The following is a 16,298-nucleotide window of genomic DNA, read 5'->3' as shown; positions in this document are numbered from 1 at the left end:
GTCCGAATGGCCGCATTCAAACCGCGTCGACCCCGCAGCAGTGGACCGCTGCCGCGGCCGTTTCGTCGCAACAAGCCGCCGGTGGTCACGGAGTCGCCGGTCGCCGACAGCCGGCGCGCGCAGCGTCAGCAGTTCCTCAGAAAACGCGGCATCTACCTGCTGCCGAACGCATTCACCACGGCCGCGCTGTTCTGCGGCTTCTTCGCCGTCGTGCAGGCGATGAACGTGCGCTTCGAGATCGCCGCGATCGCGATCTTCGTCGCGATGGTGCTCGATGGCATGGACGGTCGCGTCGCGCGCATGACGCATACGCAAAGCGCGTTCGGCGAGCAGTTCGACAGCCTGTCGGACATGGTGTCGTTCGGTGTTGCGCCCGCGCTCGTGATGTACGAGTGGATCCTGAAGGACCTCGGCCGGTGGGGCTGGCTCGCGGCGTTCGTCTATTGTTCCGGCGCGGCGCTACGGCTCGCGCGTTTCAACACGAATATCGGCGTGGTCGACAAGCGTTTTTTCCAGGGCATGCCGAGCCCGGCCGCGGCGGCACTGATCGCCGGTTTCGTGTGGCTCGCCACCGACAACCGCGTGCCGCTGAAGCTCGTCTGGCTGCCGTGGGTCGCCTTCGTGCTGACCATCTACGCGGGCGTGACGATGGTGTCGAACGCGCCGTTCTATAGCGGCAAGGCGCTCGACGTACGGCATCGCGTGCCGTTCGGCGTGATCCTGCTGGTGGTGGTCGCCTTCGTGCTCGTGTCGTCCGATCCGCCGTTGATGCTGTTCGGTCTGTTCGTGCTGTACGGTCTGTCCGGCTACGTGTTCTGGGCGTATCAGGCGGTGCGCGGCCGGGCCAATCCGGCGCGTTCGATGTCGCACGACCGTTGAGGATTTGAACCGCGCTGCATCGCAGCGACGTACGAAAAACGGCAGCCTGCAGGCTGCCGTTTTTCGTTGGTTAGTGCCGTTACGCGGTCGCTTCGGACAGCGCCGCAGGCCGCCCCGGCGCGCATTGCGCGGTGGCTGGAATGCCGCTATAGTCGTCGGATCAGTGCGTGGGCGTGGCCGATTTTGCCGGGTCGGCGAGGCCGTTCGCTGCGCCGCGCCATCATGCTTCGTTCACGCCCTTATGCGTTTTTGCGTTCCGTCCGCACCGGCCGCGATCATCGTGATCGCCCTACCTTGCCAGCGGCGGCGCTCATCGTCCCATTCCAAAACCAAGTCTCACATCTGAACGACTCCCGAGGAGGCCCGACATGTCCGACAAACTGATCATTTTCGACACCACGCTGCGTGACGGCGAGCAATCGCCCGGCGCGTCGATGACGAAGGAAGAGAAGATCCGCATCGCCAGGCAACTCGAACGGATGAAAGTCGACGTGATCGAAGCGGGCTTCGCGGCCAGCTCGAACGGCGACTTCGACGCGATCCATACGATCGCCGGCCTCGTGAAGGACAGCACGATCTGCTCGCTTGCGCGCGCGAACGACAAGGACATACAGAAGGCCGCCGACGCACTGAAGCCGGCCGATCATTTCCGCATCCACACGTTCATCGCAACGTCGCCACTGCACATGGAGAAGAAGCTGCGGATGACGCCCGAGCAGGTATTCGAGCAGGCCAAGCTTGCGGTGCGTTTCGCGCGCAAGTTCACCGACGACGTCGAATTCTCGCCGGAAGACGGCAGCCGCTCGGATTTGGACTTCCTGTGCCGTGTGCTGGAAGCGGTGATCGCCGAAGGCGCGACCACGATCAACATCGCGGACACCGTCGGCTACGGCGTGCCGGAACTCTATGGCCAACTCGTGAAGACGCTGCGCGAGCGCATTCCCAACTCGCACAAGGCGGTGTTCTCCGTGCATTGCCACAATGACCTCGGCATGGCGGTCGCGAATTCGCTCGCCGGCGTGCAGATTGGCGGCGCGCGCCAGGTCGAATGCACGATCAACGGGCTCGGCGAGCGCGCGGGCAATACGTCGCTCGAAGAAATCGTAATGGCGGTGAAGACCCGCAAGGATTACTTCGGACTCGACGTCGGCCTCGACACGACTCAGATCGTGCCGGCCTCGAAGCTCGTGTCGCAGATCACTGGCTTCGTCGTGCAGCCGAACAAGGCCGTGGTCGGCGCGAACGCTTTCGCGCACGCGTCGGGCATCCATCAGGATGGCGTGCTGAAGGCGCGCGATACTTACGAAATCATGCGCGCGGAAGACGTGGGTTGGGCCGCGAACAAGATCGTGCTCGGCAAGCTGTCGGGCCGCAATGCGTTCAAACAGCGTCTGCAGGAGCTTGGCATCGCGCTCGACAGCGAAGCCGAACTGAACACCGCGTTCGCGCGCTTCAAGGAACTCGCCGATCGCAAGGCGGAGATCTTCGACGAAGACATCATCGCCATCGTCAACGAGGAATCGGCGGAAGCGCACGAGAAGGAGCACTACAAGTTTCTCTCGATGTCGCAGCATTCCGAAACCGGCGAGCAGCCGCACGCGAAGGTCGTGTTCTCGGTAGAGGGTAAAGAGATCACCGGCGAAGCGCGCGGCAACGGACCGGTCGACGCCACCCTCAACGCGATCGAAACGGAAGTGGGCAGCGGCTCCGAACTGCTGCTGTACTCGGTCAACGCGATCACGACCGGCACGCAGGCGCAGGGCGAAGTGACCGTGCGCTTGTCGAAGAGCGGGCGCATCGTCAACGGCACGGGCACTGATCCGGATATCGTCGCGGCATCCGCGAAGGCATATTTTTCGGCGCTCAACAAGCTGTATTCGAATGCGGACAAGGTGAATCCGCAGCGCTCGGAGTAGCGCGAGCATGGCGCGCCGGTAGTGCGCGATCGCTTGTGTGGATCGGAGGAGAAGCCCCGTGGTGCTCGGCACACGGGGCTTTTTTCTGCCGTCATCGCGCAGCTGCGGCGGCGCGATATGACGAAACTACTCCGCCGTCGTGCGCCGCAGCGACCAGCCGCGCGTTGCGCGGGCCTGCTCGCGGACTTGAAATCTGACGTCGACGGTAATCCCACGGCGAGGCGCATCGGCGACGAACCCGTCCAGCAGTTCGCGCACGTCGTGATCGACGAAATCGGCGCGTGTCGCATCGACGATAACGGTGGCGCCATCCGGAATCTGCTGCAGATAGTGCTTGAGCGGCACCTTACCGAGAAACGACACGTCCTTGCGAAACGACAGCAGGTAGTGATCGCCATGCTGCGCGAGCACGATCGGGCCGCGCAGGTTTGCGTACAGCGCAAACAGCATGCTGCACAGGATGCCGAGCACGATACCGATCAGTAGATCGGTGACGAGCACACCGACGACTGTGACGATAAATGGTGCGAACGGCGCGAATCCCTGCCGCGCGAGCCCGGCGAACAACGACGGCTTGGCGAGTTTGAACCCGGTGAAGATCAGGATCGCGGCAAGGCAGGCGAGCGGGATCAGGTTGATCACGCTCGTGAGCGCGAACACGCTGACGAGAAGCAACACGCCGTGAACGATCGCCGAGAGTCGGCTTTTTGCACCGGCATGGACGTTCGCGGAGCTACGCACGATCACCGCGGTGATCGGCAGGCCGCCGATCGCACCCGCGATCAGATTGCCCACGCCCTGCGCCTTCAGCTCGCGATCGGGAGGCGCGCGGCGGCGCTCCGGATCGATCTGTTCGACCGCTTCGAGGCTCAGTAGCGTTTCGAGACTTGCGAGGATGGCGATCGTGATCGCAACGCGCCATATGTCGGGATTGACGAGCTGGGCGAACCGTGGGCCGAAGTCGGCCGACGCGAGCACGGCCTGCAGTGCCGCGAACGATTCCAGCGACGGCAACGCGACCCGCCCTTCGGCGGGCGGTGCCAACGATGGCGCGACGAGATTGAGGGCGAGCGTCGCGCCGATGCCGAGCAGCACCACCGCGAGCGGCGCGGGCATGATGCGCACGACGGCGAAGCGGCGCAGCGCGCGCGTTTCCCAGCCGGCGAGGATCGCGAGCGACAGCAGTGTGATCAGCACGGCGGTCGGTGAGATTGGGCCGAGCGGCGTTGCGACCGCCGCCGCCGAGTGGACGGAGTCGGCGGTGCCGGACAGCCCCAGCGCAACGGGGAGCTGCTTGAGGATCAACAGCACGCCGATGGCCGCGAGCATCCCCTTGATCACCGGCGACGGCACGTAGGCGGCGAACCGGCCGGCCTTGAGCATGCCGAAGCCGAACTGGATGACGCCCGACAGCAGTACGGCCAGCAGGAAAGCGGAAAAGCCGCCAAGCCGTGCGATGCCGTCGACGACGATCACGACGAGGCCCGCGGCCGGGCCGCTCACGCTCAGACGCGAGCCGCTCAGCGCGGCAACCACCAGCCCGCCAATGATGCCGGACACCAGTCCGGCAAACGGGTCGACGCCCGATGCGTGAGCAATGCCGAGGCAAAGCGGCAGGGCCACCAGAAAAACGGCCGTTCCGGCGAGCAAGTCGCTCTGGAGCGCGGAGAAAGAGGTTTGATTATCCATGGTGTCGAAGAGCGAGAGGTGGGACGATGGGCGACGAACAGGTATGGCCCGATGACGATTCCGCTGTCGGCTCCGTCCGCGGTTCGAATGGGACGGGCGACGCACTTCGCTAGGCCGCGCTGTGCGCCGCGGTCGTGCAGGTCATCGCGTCGTCGGCGGTATAGCCGGAGGTGAGAACCTTGATGCGCCCGTCGTCGAGCGCAAAGATCCAGCCGTGCACGAGCGGCGCCGGCTCAGCCTCGTGCACGATCGGGCTCGCCCGTAGCTGCCGCACCTGTTCGAGCACGTTCAGCTCGGCGAGGCGATTGACGCGATCCGGCTCGGTCGCCGCGCCGTCCAGCTCCGAGTGATGCGTTTTGGCGAGCGCGCAGAGCGGCGCGATACGGCGGTTCACATGGGGCAGCGCGGGGTCCGGCGGCAGCAGCGCGGCGCGCACGCCGCCGCAGCCATAGTGGCCGCAGACGATCACATGACCGACCTTGAGCACCCGCACCGCGTATTCAAGGACGCTCGCGACGTTGTCGTCGCCGGGATGAAACAGGTTGGCGATGTTGCGATGGACGAACAGATCGCCGGGCTCGCAATGCGTGATCGTTTCGGCGGGCACGCGGCTGTCCGCGCAGCCGATCCAAAGAATGTGTGGATTCTGTCCGCGCATCAGGTCGCGAAAAAATGCCGGATTACGCGTCGCGGTTTCATGGGCCCACGCGACGTTGGCGACCAGCAGGTGTTTGGGTCGGTTCATCGTAGCAACTCCGTATGAGAGGCAATTGACCTGGCACCGGACCGAAACCGCGTCTGCACGTGATTGCGAGCCGGTGCCCGAACGGCGTTTACAATAACCTTTCTTTCGCAAAATTGTGGACGTAAACAGGATAAAATTCTGTTTTATGCTTAAACAATAAAAAAGCCGCCTATCGAAGGCGGCTTTTTTGAGATTTGGTGCTTCTTCCGAAGAGGGTGCTCAGTGCTCAGAACAGGTTGCGGCGGTCGGGGTCGTGCAGCGGGTCGGGGGTCTTCTGCGTGAGGCGCAAGATGCCCTGGTCATCGAAGTAGAAGTTGTACATCATGTACCAGACGTTGTCTTCGAGATAGCGATAGGTCCAGACTTCGCGCCTCATCAGCGGGAAGTACGACGTTTCGACCGGGCGGCCGAAGTTCACCAGCACGTCGCCGCGTGTCCATTTGCCGATCTCGGCGCGGTAGAACTCGTTGGGTTGCAGCACCTGGCGCATGTTGATGATCTTGCCGGCTGCGTTGATGTCGGCGGCGGTGGTGGTTTCGCCCATCGGTTGGGTCGGCCACATCAGACGCTTGCCGCCGTCGGGCAGATCATAGGTTTCGCGCGGCGGACCGAGACGCGCGATGACCGTCGATGCGTCCGCTCCCTGTTGATACTGCTGCCACGGCTGGGCGCAGCCGGCGAGCGCGAGCACGCTCAGGCAAACGAGCGCGGCGCGGCGCAGACTGGCGCCGGCCGGGGCTGTGATAGCAGCCGCCGTGGGGTGGTGGCGGTTCGGCATGTATTCCTCCGATGGCGTTTGAATAGCGGTTCTTATCATCGAAACGCACTATTTTGACACGCGCTGTGGCGAAAGAACGGCGTTGCTTGAACGTGCGTCGCCACCAAACAGTAACGGATGCGCCGGCTTGCCTATTCCGTGCGCGTCATCCTATGATCCGCGCTTCGAAGATTCAGAGCGGACGACCATGACGGCGATGTGGCGAGGGGCGGCGGCGGTTGCGCTGACGGCGATTTCGATGGCAGTGGCGGGAGTTGGCGTGGCTGAGGCGGCGAATCCGGCCTCGACGGGCGCGAGTCAGGCGTCCGCGCAGGGGACCGTTCCGCCCACCGGCAAGCCGGGGAGCCGCGCGGCCACGCTGGCGGCAAGCCCGGCCGGTAATCACGCAAGCAAGTCCGCCAGCCTGCCGGCCGGCAAACTCACCGGCACGCCAATCCAGCTCGCGCTGATCGAAGGCATGTCCGGCCCGTTCGCGAACGCGGGCGCGGCAGTCGAGCGCAATCTGCGTTTCGGTGTCGAGCAGGTCAACACGCACGGCGGCGTGGAACTCGCGGACGGCGCGCATCCGTTCGAACTCGTCGTGCTCGACAGCAAGGGCAGCACGGAGGAAGCGCTGACGCAATTGCGCGCGGCCGCGGATCGCCATATCGGCTACATCCTGCAGGGCAATAGCTCGGCGGTCGCCGCGGCGCTGATCGGCGCGATCGAGAAGCAGCACAGCCGCGAGCCGGACAACCGCGAACTGTTCCTCAACTACTCCGCCGACGACCCCGCGCTCACCAACGCGGACTGCAGCTTCTGGCACTTCCGCTTCGACGCGCACGCCGGCATGCGGATGGCCGCGCTCGCCGAGGTGATCGAGCGCGACAAGGCGGTGAAAAAGGTGTACCTGCTGAACCAGGATTACAGCTTCGGACACGACGTGAGCAGCCTCGCGCGTTCGACGCTCGCGGCGAAGCGTCCCGACATCGCGGTGGTCGGCGACGAATTTCACCCGATCGGCCGCGTGAAGGATTTCGCGCCGTACATCGCGAAGATCCGCGCGAGCGGCGCGGACGCCGTGATCACCGGCAACTGGGGCAACGACCTGACGCTGCTCGTGAAGGCGGCGCGCGAGCAGGGCCTCGACACGAAGTTCTACACGTTCTACGGCAACAGCCTCGGCGCGCCGGCCGCGCTTGGCGACGCAGGCGTGGGTCACGTGATCGCGGTGGCCGAGTGGCATCCGAATGTCGGTGGCGCGGCCTCCGACGCGTGGTACGCGGCGTTCCGCGCGCGCTTTCCGGCCGCCCAGGACGACTATCCGGTGCTGCGCATGCCACTGATGATCGAAACGCTCGCCGCCGCGATGAGCCGCGCCGGCAGCGCCGCTCCGACGGCGGTCGCGAAAGCGCTCGAGGGCATCCGCTTCGACAACGGTATTCACGCATCGTGGATGCGCGCCGATGACCATCAGCTGATCCAGCCCCTCTACGTGATGCAGATGGACAAAGCCGGCACACCCGGCGTGCATTTCGATAACGAAGGGTCGGGCTATGGCTTTCGCACGGTGCTGGCGATACCAGCCGAACGCACCCTATTGCCGACGGTCTGCCGGATGCGGCGCCCCTGAGCGCCCGCGAGCGACACTCAATCCGCCTTGCCGGCCCGGGGTTCGCGGCCGGAATCGGCTGTGCTACAATACGCGTCCCGTTGTTGGGCTGGGTTCTGATTCAGTTAATTCAGCCACGAACGGGACTCAGTAAATTGTGAAACGGGTATCCCACGGCACGGCCTTTCTTCCGTGACCGCCTGTCCAGTTATCAAGGAAATTGACATGTCCGCAGTTGAAGCAAGCAAGAAGTCCGAAGTCGTCGCGCAATTCGCACGCGCAGCCAACGACACCGGCTCCCCCGAAGTTCAGGTCGCGCTGCTCACGACCCGTATCAACGAACTGACCTCCCACTTCAAGGAGCACACGAAGGATCACCACAGCCGCCGCGGTCTGCTGCGCATGGTGAGCCGCCGTCGCAAGTTGCTCGACTACCTGAAGGGTAAGGACGCGGATCGTTACCGCAGCCTGATCGAGAAGCTGGGTCTGCGTAAGTAATCGGCCAGTCGTTCAGCAAGATGCCTGTGTCAGTTTCGCTGATACAGGCATTTTGTTTTTGCGCGGCGCGCTTCGTGTAACGCGCACCGCCTGTGATCCGCGGCGTATGCCGGTTCGCGCGGCGTCTACGGGCAAGCGCAGTAGCAGTAGCAGTAGCAGAACAGCAGTAGAAGAAGCAGTAACAGGAAACAAGGCCGGGCTTCAGGGCGGAGTTTTGTGTCATTCCAGCGGTTCGCGCGCAGTCGCAGCACGTGGCTCTCTGGAATGGCATAGCACGACTCTTCCCATGCGGCGCCGGCCTGGCGTTGCCGCGCCGCTCCGGTCCGCGCGGCATTACGATGAGGAAAAGCAATGACTATGTTCAATAAGATCGTCAAAGAGTTTAAGTGGGGGCAGCACAACGTTCGCCTCGAAACCGGTGAAATCGCTCGCCAGGCGGGCGGCGCGGTGATCGTCGACGTCGAAGATACCGTGGTGCTCGCCACCGTGGTCGGCGCGAAGACCGCGAAGCCGGGCCAGGACTTCTTCCCCCTCACCGTCGATTACATCGAAAAGACTTACGCCGCCGGCAAGATCCCGGGTGGCTTCTTCCGTCGCGAAGGCCGTCCGTCGGAAGGCGAGACGCTGATCTCGCGCCTGATCGACCGTCCGCTGCGTCCGCTCTTCCCGGAAGGCTTCTACAACGAAGTGCAGGTCGTGATTCACGTGCTGTCGCTGAATCCGGAAATCCCCGCCGACATCCCTGCGCTGATCGGCGCCTCGGCGGCGCTCGCGGTGTCCGGTCTGCCGTTCAACGGCCCGGTCGGCGCGGCGCGCGTGGCCTACATCAACAACGAATACGTGCTGAACCCGACGCGTCCGCAGATGAAGGAATCGGCACTCGACCTCGTCGTCGCCGGCACGGAACGCGCGGTGCTGATGGTCGAATCGGAAGCGCAGCAATTGAGCGAAGAAGTGATGCTCGGCGCCGTCGTGTTCGGTCATGAACAGATGCAGACCGCGATCGACGCGATCCACGAACTCGTCCGCGAAGGCGGCAAGCCCGAGTGGGACTGGCAGCCGGCCGCGAAGAACGAAGCGCTGATCGCACGCGTGACCGAATTTGCGCAAGCCGAACTGCTCGCCGCGTACCAGATCCGCGACAAGCAGGCTCGCTCGACCAAGCTGAAGGAAGTCTACGCGGCGACCTCGGCGAAGCTCGAGGAAGAAGCGGCGGCAGCGGGCACCGTGGCGGCCGACAAGGCGTCGGTCGGCAACGTGCTGTTCGACATCGAAGCGAAGATCGTCCGTACGCAGATCCTGAACGGCGAGCCGCGTATCGACGGCCGCGACACGCGCACCGTGCGCCCGATCGAAATCCGCACCGGCGTGCTGCCGCGTACCCACGGCTCGGCGCTGTTCACGCGCGGCGAGACGCAGGCGATGGTGGTCGCGACGCTCGGCACGAAGGGCGACGAGCAAAACATCGACGCGCTCGAAGGCGAGTACCGCGAACGCTTCATGCTCCACTACAACATGCCTCCGTTCGCGACGGGCGAAACGGGCCGCGTCGGTTCGCCGAAGCGCCGTGAAATCGGTCACGGCCGTCTCGCCAAGCGCGCGCTCGTCGCGTGCCTGCCGAGCGCCGACGAGTTCGGCTACTCGATCCGCGTCGTGTCGGAAATCACCGAGTCGAACGGATCGTCGTCGATGGCTTCGGTGTGCGGCGGTTGCCTCGCGCTGATGGACGCCGGCGTGCCGATGAAGGCGCACGTCGCCGGTATCGCGATGGGCCTGATCCTCGAAGGTAATCGCTTCGCGGTGCTGACCGACATTCTCGGCGACGAAGATCACCTCGGCGACATGGACTTCAAGGTCGCGGGTACGGAACAAGGCGTGACCGCGCTGCAGATGGACATCAAGATTCAGGGCATCACGAAGGAAATCATGCAGGTCGCGCTCGCGCAGGCGAAGGAAGGCCGCATGCACATCCTCGGCAAGATGACCTCGGCCGTGGCCGGCGCGAACACCCAACTGTCGGAGTTCGCACCGCGCATGATCACGATCAAGATCAACCCGGAAAAGATTCGCGACGTGATCGGCAAGGGCGGCTCGGTGATCCGCGCGCTCACCGAAGAAACCGGCACGACGATCGACATTTCGGATGACGGCGTCGTCACGATCGCGAGCACGAACAGCGAAGGCATGGCCGAAGCGAAGCGTCGTATCGAAGCGATCACGATGGAAGTCGAAGTGGGCCAGGTGTACGAAGGCACCGTGCTCAAGCTGCTCGACTTCGGCGCGATCGTGAACATCCTGCCGGGTAAGGATGGTCTGCTGCATATCTCCGAGATCGCGAACGAGCGCATCAAGGACATCAACGACTATCTGAAGGATGGCCAGCAGGTGAAGGTCAAGGTCATCCAGACGGACGAGAAGGGTCGTGTGCGTCTGTCGGCGAAGGCATTGCTGAACGACGCGCCGCAAGGCGAGCCGACGCCGCAGTAAGGCGGTAGCGGACAAACGGCCGGCCGTGTCATGCGCGCCGGCCGTTTTTCATGCAGGATGGATTGCGTTGCGCATTCGAATCGCAGCGGTGCGCTACGGCAGACGGCAGCAACGGGTAGGTAACGCAATCCAATCTTGGAGTTGACGCAGATGAAAGCGATCGAAATCACTGAATTCGGTGCGCCGGAAGTCCTCAAGCTGGCGGAGCGTCCGACGCCGCAGCTCAAGGCTGGCGAGGTGCTGATCAAGGTGGCGGCATCCGGCATCAATCGTCCGGACGTGTTTCAGCGCAAGGGCGGCTATGCGCCGCCGCCGGGAGCGTCGGATCTGCCGGGGCTGGAGGTGGCGGGCGAGATCGTCGGCGGCACGATCGACGCGAAGAGCAACCCGTTTGGTCTGAAGATCGGCGATCGCGTGTGCGCGCTGCTCGCGGGCGGCGGCTACGCGGAATATGCGGCCGCGCCGCTGCTGCAATGCCTGCCGGTGCCGACGGGGTTGTCGGATATCGAAGCGGCTTCGCTGCCCGAGACTTTTTTCACGGTGTGGAGCAACGTCTTCAATCGCGCGCAGCTCGGCCAGGGCGAGGGCGGTGCGAATGAAACGCTGCTCGTGCAGGGTGGTTCGAGCGGCATCGGCGTGACGGCGATCCAGATTGCGCACGCGCTCGGCTTCCGTGTGTTCGCGACCGCGGGCTCGGACGAAAAGTGTCGCGCGTGCGAAGCGCTCGGCGCCGAACGCGCGATCAACTACAGGACTGAAGATTTCGTCGAAGTCATCAAGTCGCTGACCAACGATCGTGGCGTCGACGTGATCCTCGACATGGTGGCAGGCAGCTACGTGCCGCGCGAATTGTCGGCTCTCGCCGACGGTGGCCGTATCGTACTAATTGCGCTGCTCGGCGGCGCGAAGGCGGAGCTGAACCTGAACGAAGTGTTGCGTCGCCGTCTGACGGTGACCGGTTCGACGCTGCGACCACGGCCGATCGAGTTCAAGGCGCAGATCGCCGCGCAACTGAAGGAGCGCGTGTGGCCGCATCTCGAAGCTGGGCGCATCAAGCCGGTCGTGCATCGCGTGTTTCCGGCCGCCCAGGCTGCCGACGCGCATGCGCTGATGGAAAGCGGCACGCACGTCGGCAAGATCGTGTTGACGTGGGGTCAGGAGGCTTGACGTCATCGGTTTGACCCGATCCACCCCACGCAGTAAAATTGCGCGTTTTGCGCGCGCCGGATCAATCCGACGGGCGGGCCGCGAGCGCAGGAACGAACTGCAGCGAGGCGCGAGCGAAGTCCGCCGGCAGCAGGCCGGACTGGCAAGACAGGACAATACGAGACGATGTCGAATCAACAACGAGCCAAACTGGTAGTCGGTAACTGGAAGATGCATGGGCGGCTCGCCGCGAACGCCGCGTTGCTGCAGGCAGTGGCACAGGGCGCCAGTGAATTGCCGGCCGACGTGCGCGTCGGTGTGTGCGTGCCGAGCCTCTATCTCGGGCAGACTCAGTCGCTGCTCGAAGGCAGCCCGGTCGTGTGGGGCGTGCAGGACGTGTCCGCGTTCACGCATGGCGCCTATACCGGCGAAGTGGCTGCGCCGATGGTGACGGACTTCGGCGCCACGTTTGCGATCGTCGGGCACTCGGAGCGCCGCGCGTATCACCGCGAAAGCGCCGAACTGGTCGCGGTGAAAGCGCAGCGTGTGCTCGAGGCGGGTTTGACGCCGATCGTGTGCGTCGGCGAAACGCTCGAAGAACGCGAAGCGGATTGCACCGAGCAGGTCGTCGGCGGTCAGCTCGACGAGGTGCTCGCGAAGCTGTCGGCTCAGGAAGCGGCTCGCCTCGTCGTCGCGTATGAGCCGGTGTGGGCAATTGGCACCGGCAAGAGCGCATCGGCGGCACAGGCGCAGGCCGTGCATGGGTTCCTGCGCGCACGTCTCGCGGCCAAGGGTGCGGCGGACGTGCCGTTGCTATACGGCGGCAGCGTTAAGCCGGACAACGCGGAAGAACTGTTCCGTCAGCTCGATATCGACGGCGGCCTGATCGGCGGCGCGTCGTTGAAAGATCAGGATTTCCTGGCGATCTGCAAGGCGGCCGCTGCGACCAGCGTAGCTGGTTAAGCTGGGCGTCTCGGCGAGGATGACTCCATTTCGCGCAACACACAGTGTGCGGCGCGGTTAAATAAAGACTCAGGTGAGTGTGATGCTGTATTTGAAAACATTGATTATCGTCGTTCAGTTGTTGTCGGCGTTCGGGGTCATCGGACTTGTGTTGCTGCAGCACGGCAAAGGTGCCGATATGGGCGCGGCTTTCGGCAGCGGCGCGTCGGGTAGCCTGTTCGGTGCGACGGGTTCGGCGAACTTCCTGTCGCGTACCACGGCAGTGCTCGCAGCGCTGTTCTTTGCCACGACACTGGCACTCACTTACCTTGGTGCGTATCACGTGAAGCCGTCGGCAGGCGTGCTGGGCGCGGCAGCTACTGCGCCGGTCGCGGCTTCGGCGCCGGCTGCGGGCTCGGCCCCGGTGGCGGCAGCGCCGGCTTCGCCTGCGTCGGTTCCGGCGACGGGCGTGCCGAAATAAATTTTCGGCGGACGTGGTCTTGTGCGTTGAACAATCTGCTTAAGCAAGTTACAATTCAAGTCTTGAAGCGATTCGCGGGTTTTGCAAGTTGTTTTCCCGGATTGCATATAGTGCCGACGTGGTGAAATTGGTAGACACGCTATCTTGAGGGGGTAGTGGCGAAAGCTGTGCGAGTTCGAGTCTCGCCGTCGGCACCAAATGTTATCTAAATGCCAGCCGTTTGCTTCGCTTCGGCTGGCATTTTCACTTCTGGCGTATCGCTGTACAGCTTACGTCATGCGCGTTGAGGAAGTGATTTCGCGTCAGGGGTGCTATGCTCCTGACGGCACTCAGAACCAACCGATTGAGGATTGTCTTGAACCTCGCAGCCTATTTCCCCGTTTTGCTGTTCCTTATTGTGGGCACCGGTTTAGGCGTAGCACTGGTCAGTATTGGCAAGCTCCTCGGTCCCAACAAGCCCGACACCGAGAAAAACGCACCGTACGAGTGCGGCTTCGAAGCATTCGAAGATGCGCGCATGAAATTCGACGTGCGCTACTACCTCGTCGCCATTCTCTTCATCATTTTCGACCTTGAGACCGCATTCCTGTTCCCGTGGGGCGTGGCGTTGCGTGACATCGGCTGGACTGGGTTCACGGCAATGATGATTTTCCTGCTCGAGTTCCTGCTTGGCTTTGCCTACATCTGGAAGAAGGGCGGCCTCGACTGGGAATGATGGATTAATCGCCGGTTTGCGTGGGTGGCCAGGCTTGCCGCCCCGTCTGGAGTGGAAAGCAAATGAGTATCGAAGGGGTCTTGAAGGAAGGGTTTGTCACCACTACGGCGGACAAACTGATCAACTGGACGCGCACCGGCTCGCTGTGGCCGATGACGTTCGGTCTTGCGTGCTGCGCGGTCGAGATGATGCATGCGGGCGCTGCCCGTTATGATCTCGACCGTTTCGGCGTGGTGTTTCGTCCGAGTCCGCGTCAGTCGGACGTGATGATCGTCGCCGGCACGCTGTGCAACAAGATGGCGCCCGCTCTGCGCAAGGTTTACGACCAGATGGCGGAGCCGCGGTGGGTGATCTCGATGGGCTCATGCGCGAACGGCGGTGGCTATTACCACTACTCGTACTCGGTGGTGCGCGGCTGCGACCGGATCGTCCCGGTCGATGTGTACGTGCCGGGTTGTCCGCCCACGGCGGAAGCGCTGGTATACGGCGTGATCCAGCTGCAAGCCAAGATTCGCCGCACTAACACCATCGCCCGTCAATAAGGCCAACGCCTCCCCACAATATGGCAAGCAAACTCGAGACCCTGAAAGCGAACCTCGAGGCGGCCTTTGGCGGCCTCCTGTTGAGCGTGACCGAGTCGGTCGGTGAATTGACGATCGTCGTCAAGGCCGGCGACTATCTCAACGTGGCAAAGCGTCTGCGCGACGATCGCTCGCTCGGATTCGAGCAGTGTGTCGACCTGTGCGGCGTCGATTATCAGACCTATGCCGAAGGCGCTTACGACGGCCCGCGTTTTGCGGCAGTGCTGCATCTGCTGTCGGTACAAAATAACTGGCGTCTGCGGCTGCGCGTGTTCGCGCCGGACGACGACATGCCGATCCTGCCGTCCGTCGTCGATATCTGGAATTCGGTCAACTGGTACGAGCGCGAAGCGTTCGACCTGTACGGCATCGTCTTCGAAGGCCACCCGGACCTGCGCCGCATTCTGACCGACTACGGTTTCATCGGTCATCCGTTCCGCAAGGATTTCCCGGTCTCCGGCTACGTCGAGATGCGTTACGACCCGGAAGAGAAGCGCGTCGTTTATCAGCCGGTGACGATCGAGCCGCGGGAAATCACGCCGCGCGTGATCCGCGAGGATCGCTATGGCGGTCTGAAACACTAAGAGAACGTCATGGCAGAGATCAAGAACTACACGCTCAACTTTGGTCCGCAGCACCCGGCAGCGCACGGTGTGTTGCGTCTCGTGCTCGAACTCGACGGCGAAGTGATCCAACGCGCCGATCCGCACATCGGTCTGCTGCATCGCGCGACTGAAAAGCTCGCCGAAAGCAAGACGTTCATCCAGTCGGTGCCGTACATGGACCGTCTCGACTACGTGTCGATGATGGCCAACGAGCACGGCTACGTGCTCGCCATTGAAAAGCTGCTCGGCATCGACGTGCCGCTGCGCGCGCAATACATTCGTGTGCTGTTCGACGAAGTCACGCGCGTGTTGAATCACCTGATGTGGATTGGCTCGCACGCGCTCGACGTCGGTGCGATGGCGGTGTTCCTGTATGCGTTCCGCGAGCGCGAAGACCTGATGGACGTGTACGAGGCGGTGTCGGGCGCGCGCATGCACGCGGCCTACTATCGCCCGGGCGGCGTCTATCGCGATCTGCCTGACGCAATGCCGCAATACAAGGCGTCGAAGATTCGCAATGCGAAGGCGTTGTCGAAGATGAACGAAAACCGTCAGGGTTCGCTGCTCGACTTCATCGACGACTTCTTTATGCGCTTCCCGAAGTGTGTCGACGAATACGAAACGCTGCTCACCGACAACCGGATCTGGAAGCAGCGTCTGGTTGGTATCGGCGTGGTCAGCCCGGAGCGCGCGCTGCAGCTCGGCATGACCGGCGCGATGCTGCGTGGCTCGGGGATCGAGTGGGATCTGCGCAAGAAGCAGCCGTATGAGGTTTATGACAAGCTCGACTTCGACATTCCGGTCGGCGTGAATGGCGACTGCTATGACCGCTATCTGGTGCGCGTCGAAGAAATGCGCCAGTCCACGCGTATCGCGAAACAGTGCATTGAGTGGCTGCGCAAAAATCCGGGCCCGGTAATGACGGACAATCACAAGGTTGCGCCGCCGTCGCGCGTCGGCATGAAGTCGAACATGGAAGATCTGATCCACCACTTCAAGCTGTTCACCGAAGGCTTCCATGTGCCCGAAGGCGAGGCGTATGCCGCAGTCGAACATCCGAAGGGCGAGTTCGGCATCTATCTGATCTCGGACGGCGCCAACAAGCCGTATCGTTTGAAGATCCGCGCCCCGGGCTATGCGCACCTGTCCGCGCTCGACGAAATGGCGCGCGGCCACATGATCGCCGACGCCGTGACGATCATCGGCACGCAGGACATCGTGTTCGGCGAAGTGGATCGCTAGGAC

Annotated in this window: 15 protein-coding genes and 1 tRNA gene; 13 read left to right on the top strand and 3 right to left on the bottom strand. The window is 63.3% G+C overall.

Features of this window, described 5'->3' with window-relative positions:
- Positions 1-6: 6 nt before the first annotated feature.
- Both pssA and OKW35_RS03535 read left to right on the top strand, forming a co-directional pair.
- Positions 7-879 (top strand): CDP-diacylglycerol--serine O-phosphatidyltransferase, encoded by an 873-nt coding sequence (gene pssA, locus OKW35_RS03540; protein ID WP_018420002.1) that lies wholly within the window; start codon positions 7-9, stop codon positions 877-879.
- A gap of 368 nt (positions 880-1,247) precedes the next feature.
- Positions 1,248-2,795 carry a 2-isopropylmalate synthase gene (locus OKW35_RS03535; RefSeq protein WP_184010172.1) on the top strand — a complete coding sequence of 516 codons (1,548 nt, stop codon included), beginning with the start codon at positions 1,248-1,250 and terminating at the stop codon, positions 2,793-2,795.
- A gap of 126 nt (positions 2,796-2,921) precedes the next feature.
- On the opposite strand, the gene OKW35_RS03530 is transcribed toward OKW35_RS03535, so the two are convergent.
- The 3 genes from OKW35_RS03530 to OKW35_RS03520 all read right to left on the bottom strand — a co-directional run bounded on the left by OKW35_RS03530 (position 2,922) and on the right by OKW35_RS03520 (position 6,007).
- Positions 2,922-4,484, bottom strand: a complete 1,563-nt coding sequence (locus OKW35_RS03530; protein ID WP_429551255.1) for a SulP family inorganic anion transporter — start codon at positions 4,482-4,484, stop codon at positions 2,922-2,924.
- A 109-nt stretch (positions 4,485-4,593) separates the two neighbouring features.
- Positions 4,594-5,229: a carbonic anhydrase gene (locus tag OKW35_RS03525; protein ID WP_018420005.1), complete on the bottom strand. Its 636-nt coding sequence runs from the start codon at positions 5,227-5,229 to the stop codon at positions 4,594-4,596.
- A gap of 226 nt (positions 5,230-5,455) precedes the next feature.
- Positions 5,456-6,007, bottom strand: a complete 552-nt coding sequence (locus OKW35_RS03520) for a hypothetical protein (protein ID WP_184059334.1) — start codon at positions 6,005-6,007, stop codon at positions 5,456-5,458.
- Positions 6,008-6,194: 187 nt separating this feature from the next.
- Here OKW35_RS03520 and OKW35_RS03515 point away from each other — a divergent pair, with 187 nt between their 5' ends.
- The 11 genes from OKW35_RS03515 to OKW35_RS03465 all read left to right on the top strand — a co-directional run bounded on the left by OKW35_RS03515 (position 6,195) and on the right by OKW35_RS03465 (position 16,295).
- The gene (locus OKW35_RS03515; RefSeq protein WP_429551254.1) at positions 6,195-7,619 is read left to right on the top strand and encodes a branched-chain amino acid ABC transporter substrate-binding protein; all 1,425 of its coding nucleotides are present in this window, start codon (positions 6,195-6,197) and stop codon (positions 7,617-7,619) included.
- 204 nt (positions 7,620-7,823) lie between these two features.
- Positions 7,824-8,096, top strand: coding sequence for a 30S ribosomal protein S15 (gene rpsO / locus OKW35_RS03510; RefSeq protein ID WP_008920609.1), 273 nt, complete (start codon positions 7,824-7,826; stop codon positions 8,094-8,096).
- 351 nt (positions 8,097-8,447) lie between these two features.
- Positions 8,448-10,583 (top strand): polyribonucleotide nucleotidyltransferase, encoded by a 2,136-nt coding sequence (gene pnp, locus OKW35_RS03505; protein WP_429356883.1) that lies wholly within the window; start codon positions 8,448-8,450, stop codon positions 10,581-10,583.
- A gap of 150 nt (positions 10,584-10,733) precedes the next feature.
- The gene (locus tag OKW35_RS03500) at positions 10,734-11,750 is read left to right on the top strand and encodes an NAD(P)H-quinone oxidoreductase (RefSeq protein WP_429551253.1); all 1,017 of its coding nucleotides are present in this window, start codon (positions 10,734-10,736) and stop codon (positions 11,748-11,750) included.
- Between the two features lie 165 nt (positions 11,751-11,915).
- Positions 11,916-12,692, top strand: a complete 777-nt coding sequence (gene tpiA, locus OKW35_RS03495) for a triose-phosphate isomerase (RefSeq protein WP_184059330.1) — start codon at positions 11,916-11,918, stop codon at positions 12,690-12,692.
- Between the two features lie 82 nt (positions 12,693-12,774).
- The gene (secG, locus tag OKW35_RS03490; RefSeq protein WP_184059328.1) at positions 12,775-13,152 is read left to right on the top strand and encodes a preprotein translocase subunit SecG; all 378 of its coding nucleotides are present in this window, start codon (positions 12,775-12,777) and stop codon (positions 13,150-13,152) included.
- Between the two features lie 112 nt (positions 13,153-13,264).
- A tRNA-Leu gene (locus OKW35_RS03485) sits at positions 13,265-13,349 on the top strand.
- A 158-nt stretch (positions 13,350-13,507) separates the two neighbouring features.
- Positions 13,508-13,867, top strand: coding sequence for an NADH-quinone oxidoreductase subunit A (locus tag OKW35_RS03480; protein WP_184059326.1), 360 nt, complete (start codon positions 13,508-13,510; stop codon positions 13,865-13,867).
- 62 nt (positions 13,868-13,929) lie between these two features.
- A complete protein-coding gene (locus OKW35_RS03475; protein ID WP_006052903.1) occupies positions 13,930-14,409 on the top strand; it encodes a NuoB/complex I 20 kDa subunit family protein in 480 nt (159 codons plus the stop codon).
- Between the two features lie 20 nt (positions 14,410-14,429).
- Entirely contained in the window at positions 14,430-15,032 is a 603-nt protein-coding gene (locus OKW35_RS03470) for an NADH-quinone oxidoreductase subunit C (protein ID WP_090803764.1), read from the top strand.
- 9 nt (positions 15,033-15,041) lie between these two features.
- Positions 15,042-16,295: an NADH-quinone oxidoreductase subunit D gene (locus OKW35_RS03465; protein ID WP_184059324.1), complete on the top strand. Its 1,254-nt coding sequence runs from the start codon at positions 15,042-15,044 to the stop codon at positions 16,293-16,295.
- Positions 16,296-16,298 lie beyond the last annotated feature (3 nt).

This window comes from Paraburkholderia sp. MM5477-R1, assembly GCF_050436385.1.
In the GTDB taxonomy this organism is placed as follows: domain Bacteria; phylum Pseudomonadota; class Gammaproteobacteria; order Burkholderiales; family Burkholderiaceae; genus Paraburkholderia; species Paraburkholderia tuberum.
Note: the sequence above shows the minus strand (reverse complement) of the source record. Positions and strands in the feature narration are given on the sequence as shown.

Excerpts from the sequence above, each read along its gene's own strand:
- OKW35_RS03515 (WP_429551254.1), top strand. The coding sequence starts at position 6,195 with ATGACGGCGATGTGGCGAGGGGCGGCGGCGGTTGCGCTGACGGCGATT.
- OKW35_RS03470 (WP_090803764.1), top strand. The coding sequence starts at position 14,430 with ATGGCAAGCAAACTCGAGACCCTGAAAGCGAACCTCGAGGCGGCCTTT.
- pssA (WP_018420002.1), top strand. The coding sequence starts at position 7 with ATGGCCGCATTCAAACCGCGTCGACCCCGCAGCAGTGGACCGCTGCCG.
- OKW35_RS03535 (WP_184010172.1), top strand. The coding sequence starts at position 1,248 with ATGTCCGACAAACTGATCATTTTCGACACCACGCTGCGTGACGGCGAG.
- OKW35_RS03525 (WP_018420005.1), bottom strand. The coding sequence starts at position 5,229 with ATGAACCGACCCAAACACCTGCTGGTCGCCAACGTCGCGTGGGCCCAT.
- tpiA (WP_184059330.1), top strand. The coding sequence starts at position 11,916 with ATGTCGAATCAACAACGAGCCAAACTGGTAGTCGGTAACTGGAAGATG.
- OKW35_RS03530 (WP_429551255.1), bottom strand. The coding sequence starts at position 4,484 with ATGGATAATCAAACCTCTTTCTCCGCGCTCCAGAGCGACTTGCTCGCC.
- secG (WP_184059328.1), top strand. The coding sequence starts at position 12,775 with ATGCTGTATTTGAAAACATTGATTATCGTCGTTCAGTTGTTGTCGGCG.
- OKW35_RS03475 (WP_006052903.1), top strand. The coding sequence starts at position 13,930 with ATGAGTATCGAAGGGGTCTTGAAGGAAGGGTTTGTCACCACTACGGCG.
- OKW35_RS03520 (WP_184059334.1), bottom strand. The coding sequence starts at position 6,007 with ATGCCGAACCGCCACCACCCCACGGCGGCTGCTATCACAGCCCCGGCC.
- pnp (WP_429356883.1), top strand. The coding sequence starts at position 8,448 with ATGACTATGTTCAATAAGATCGTCAAAGAGTTTAAGTGGGGGCAGCAC.
- rpsO (WP_008920609.1), top strand. The coding sequence starts at position 7,824 with ATGTCCGCAGTTGAAGCAAGCAAGAAGTCCGAAGTCGTCGCGCAATTC.
- OKW35_RS03500 (WP_429551253.1), top strand. The coding sequence starts at position 10,734 with ATGAAAGCGATCGAAATCACTGAATTCGGTGCGCCGGAAGTCCTCAAG.
- OKW35_RS03465 (WP_184059324.1), top strand. The coding sequence starts at position 15,042 with ATGGCAGAGATCAAGAACTACACGCTCAACTTTGGTCCGCAGCACCCG.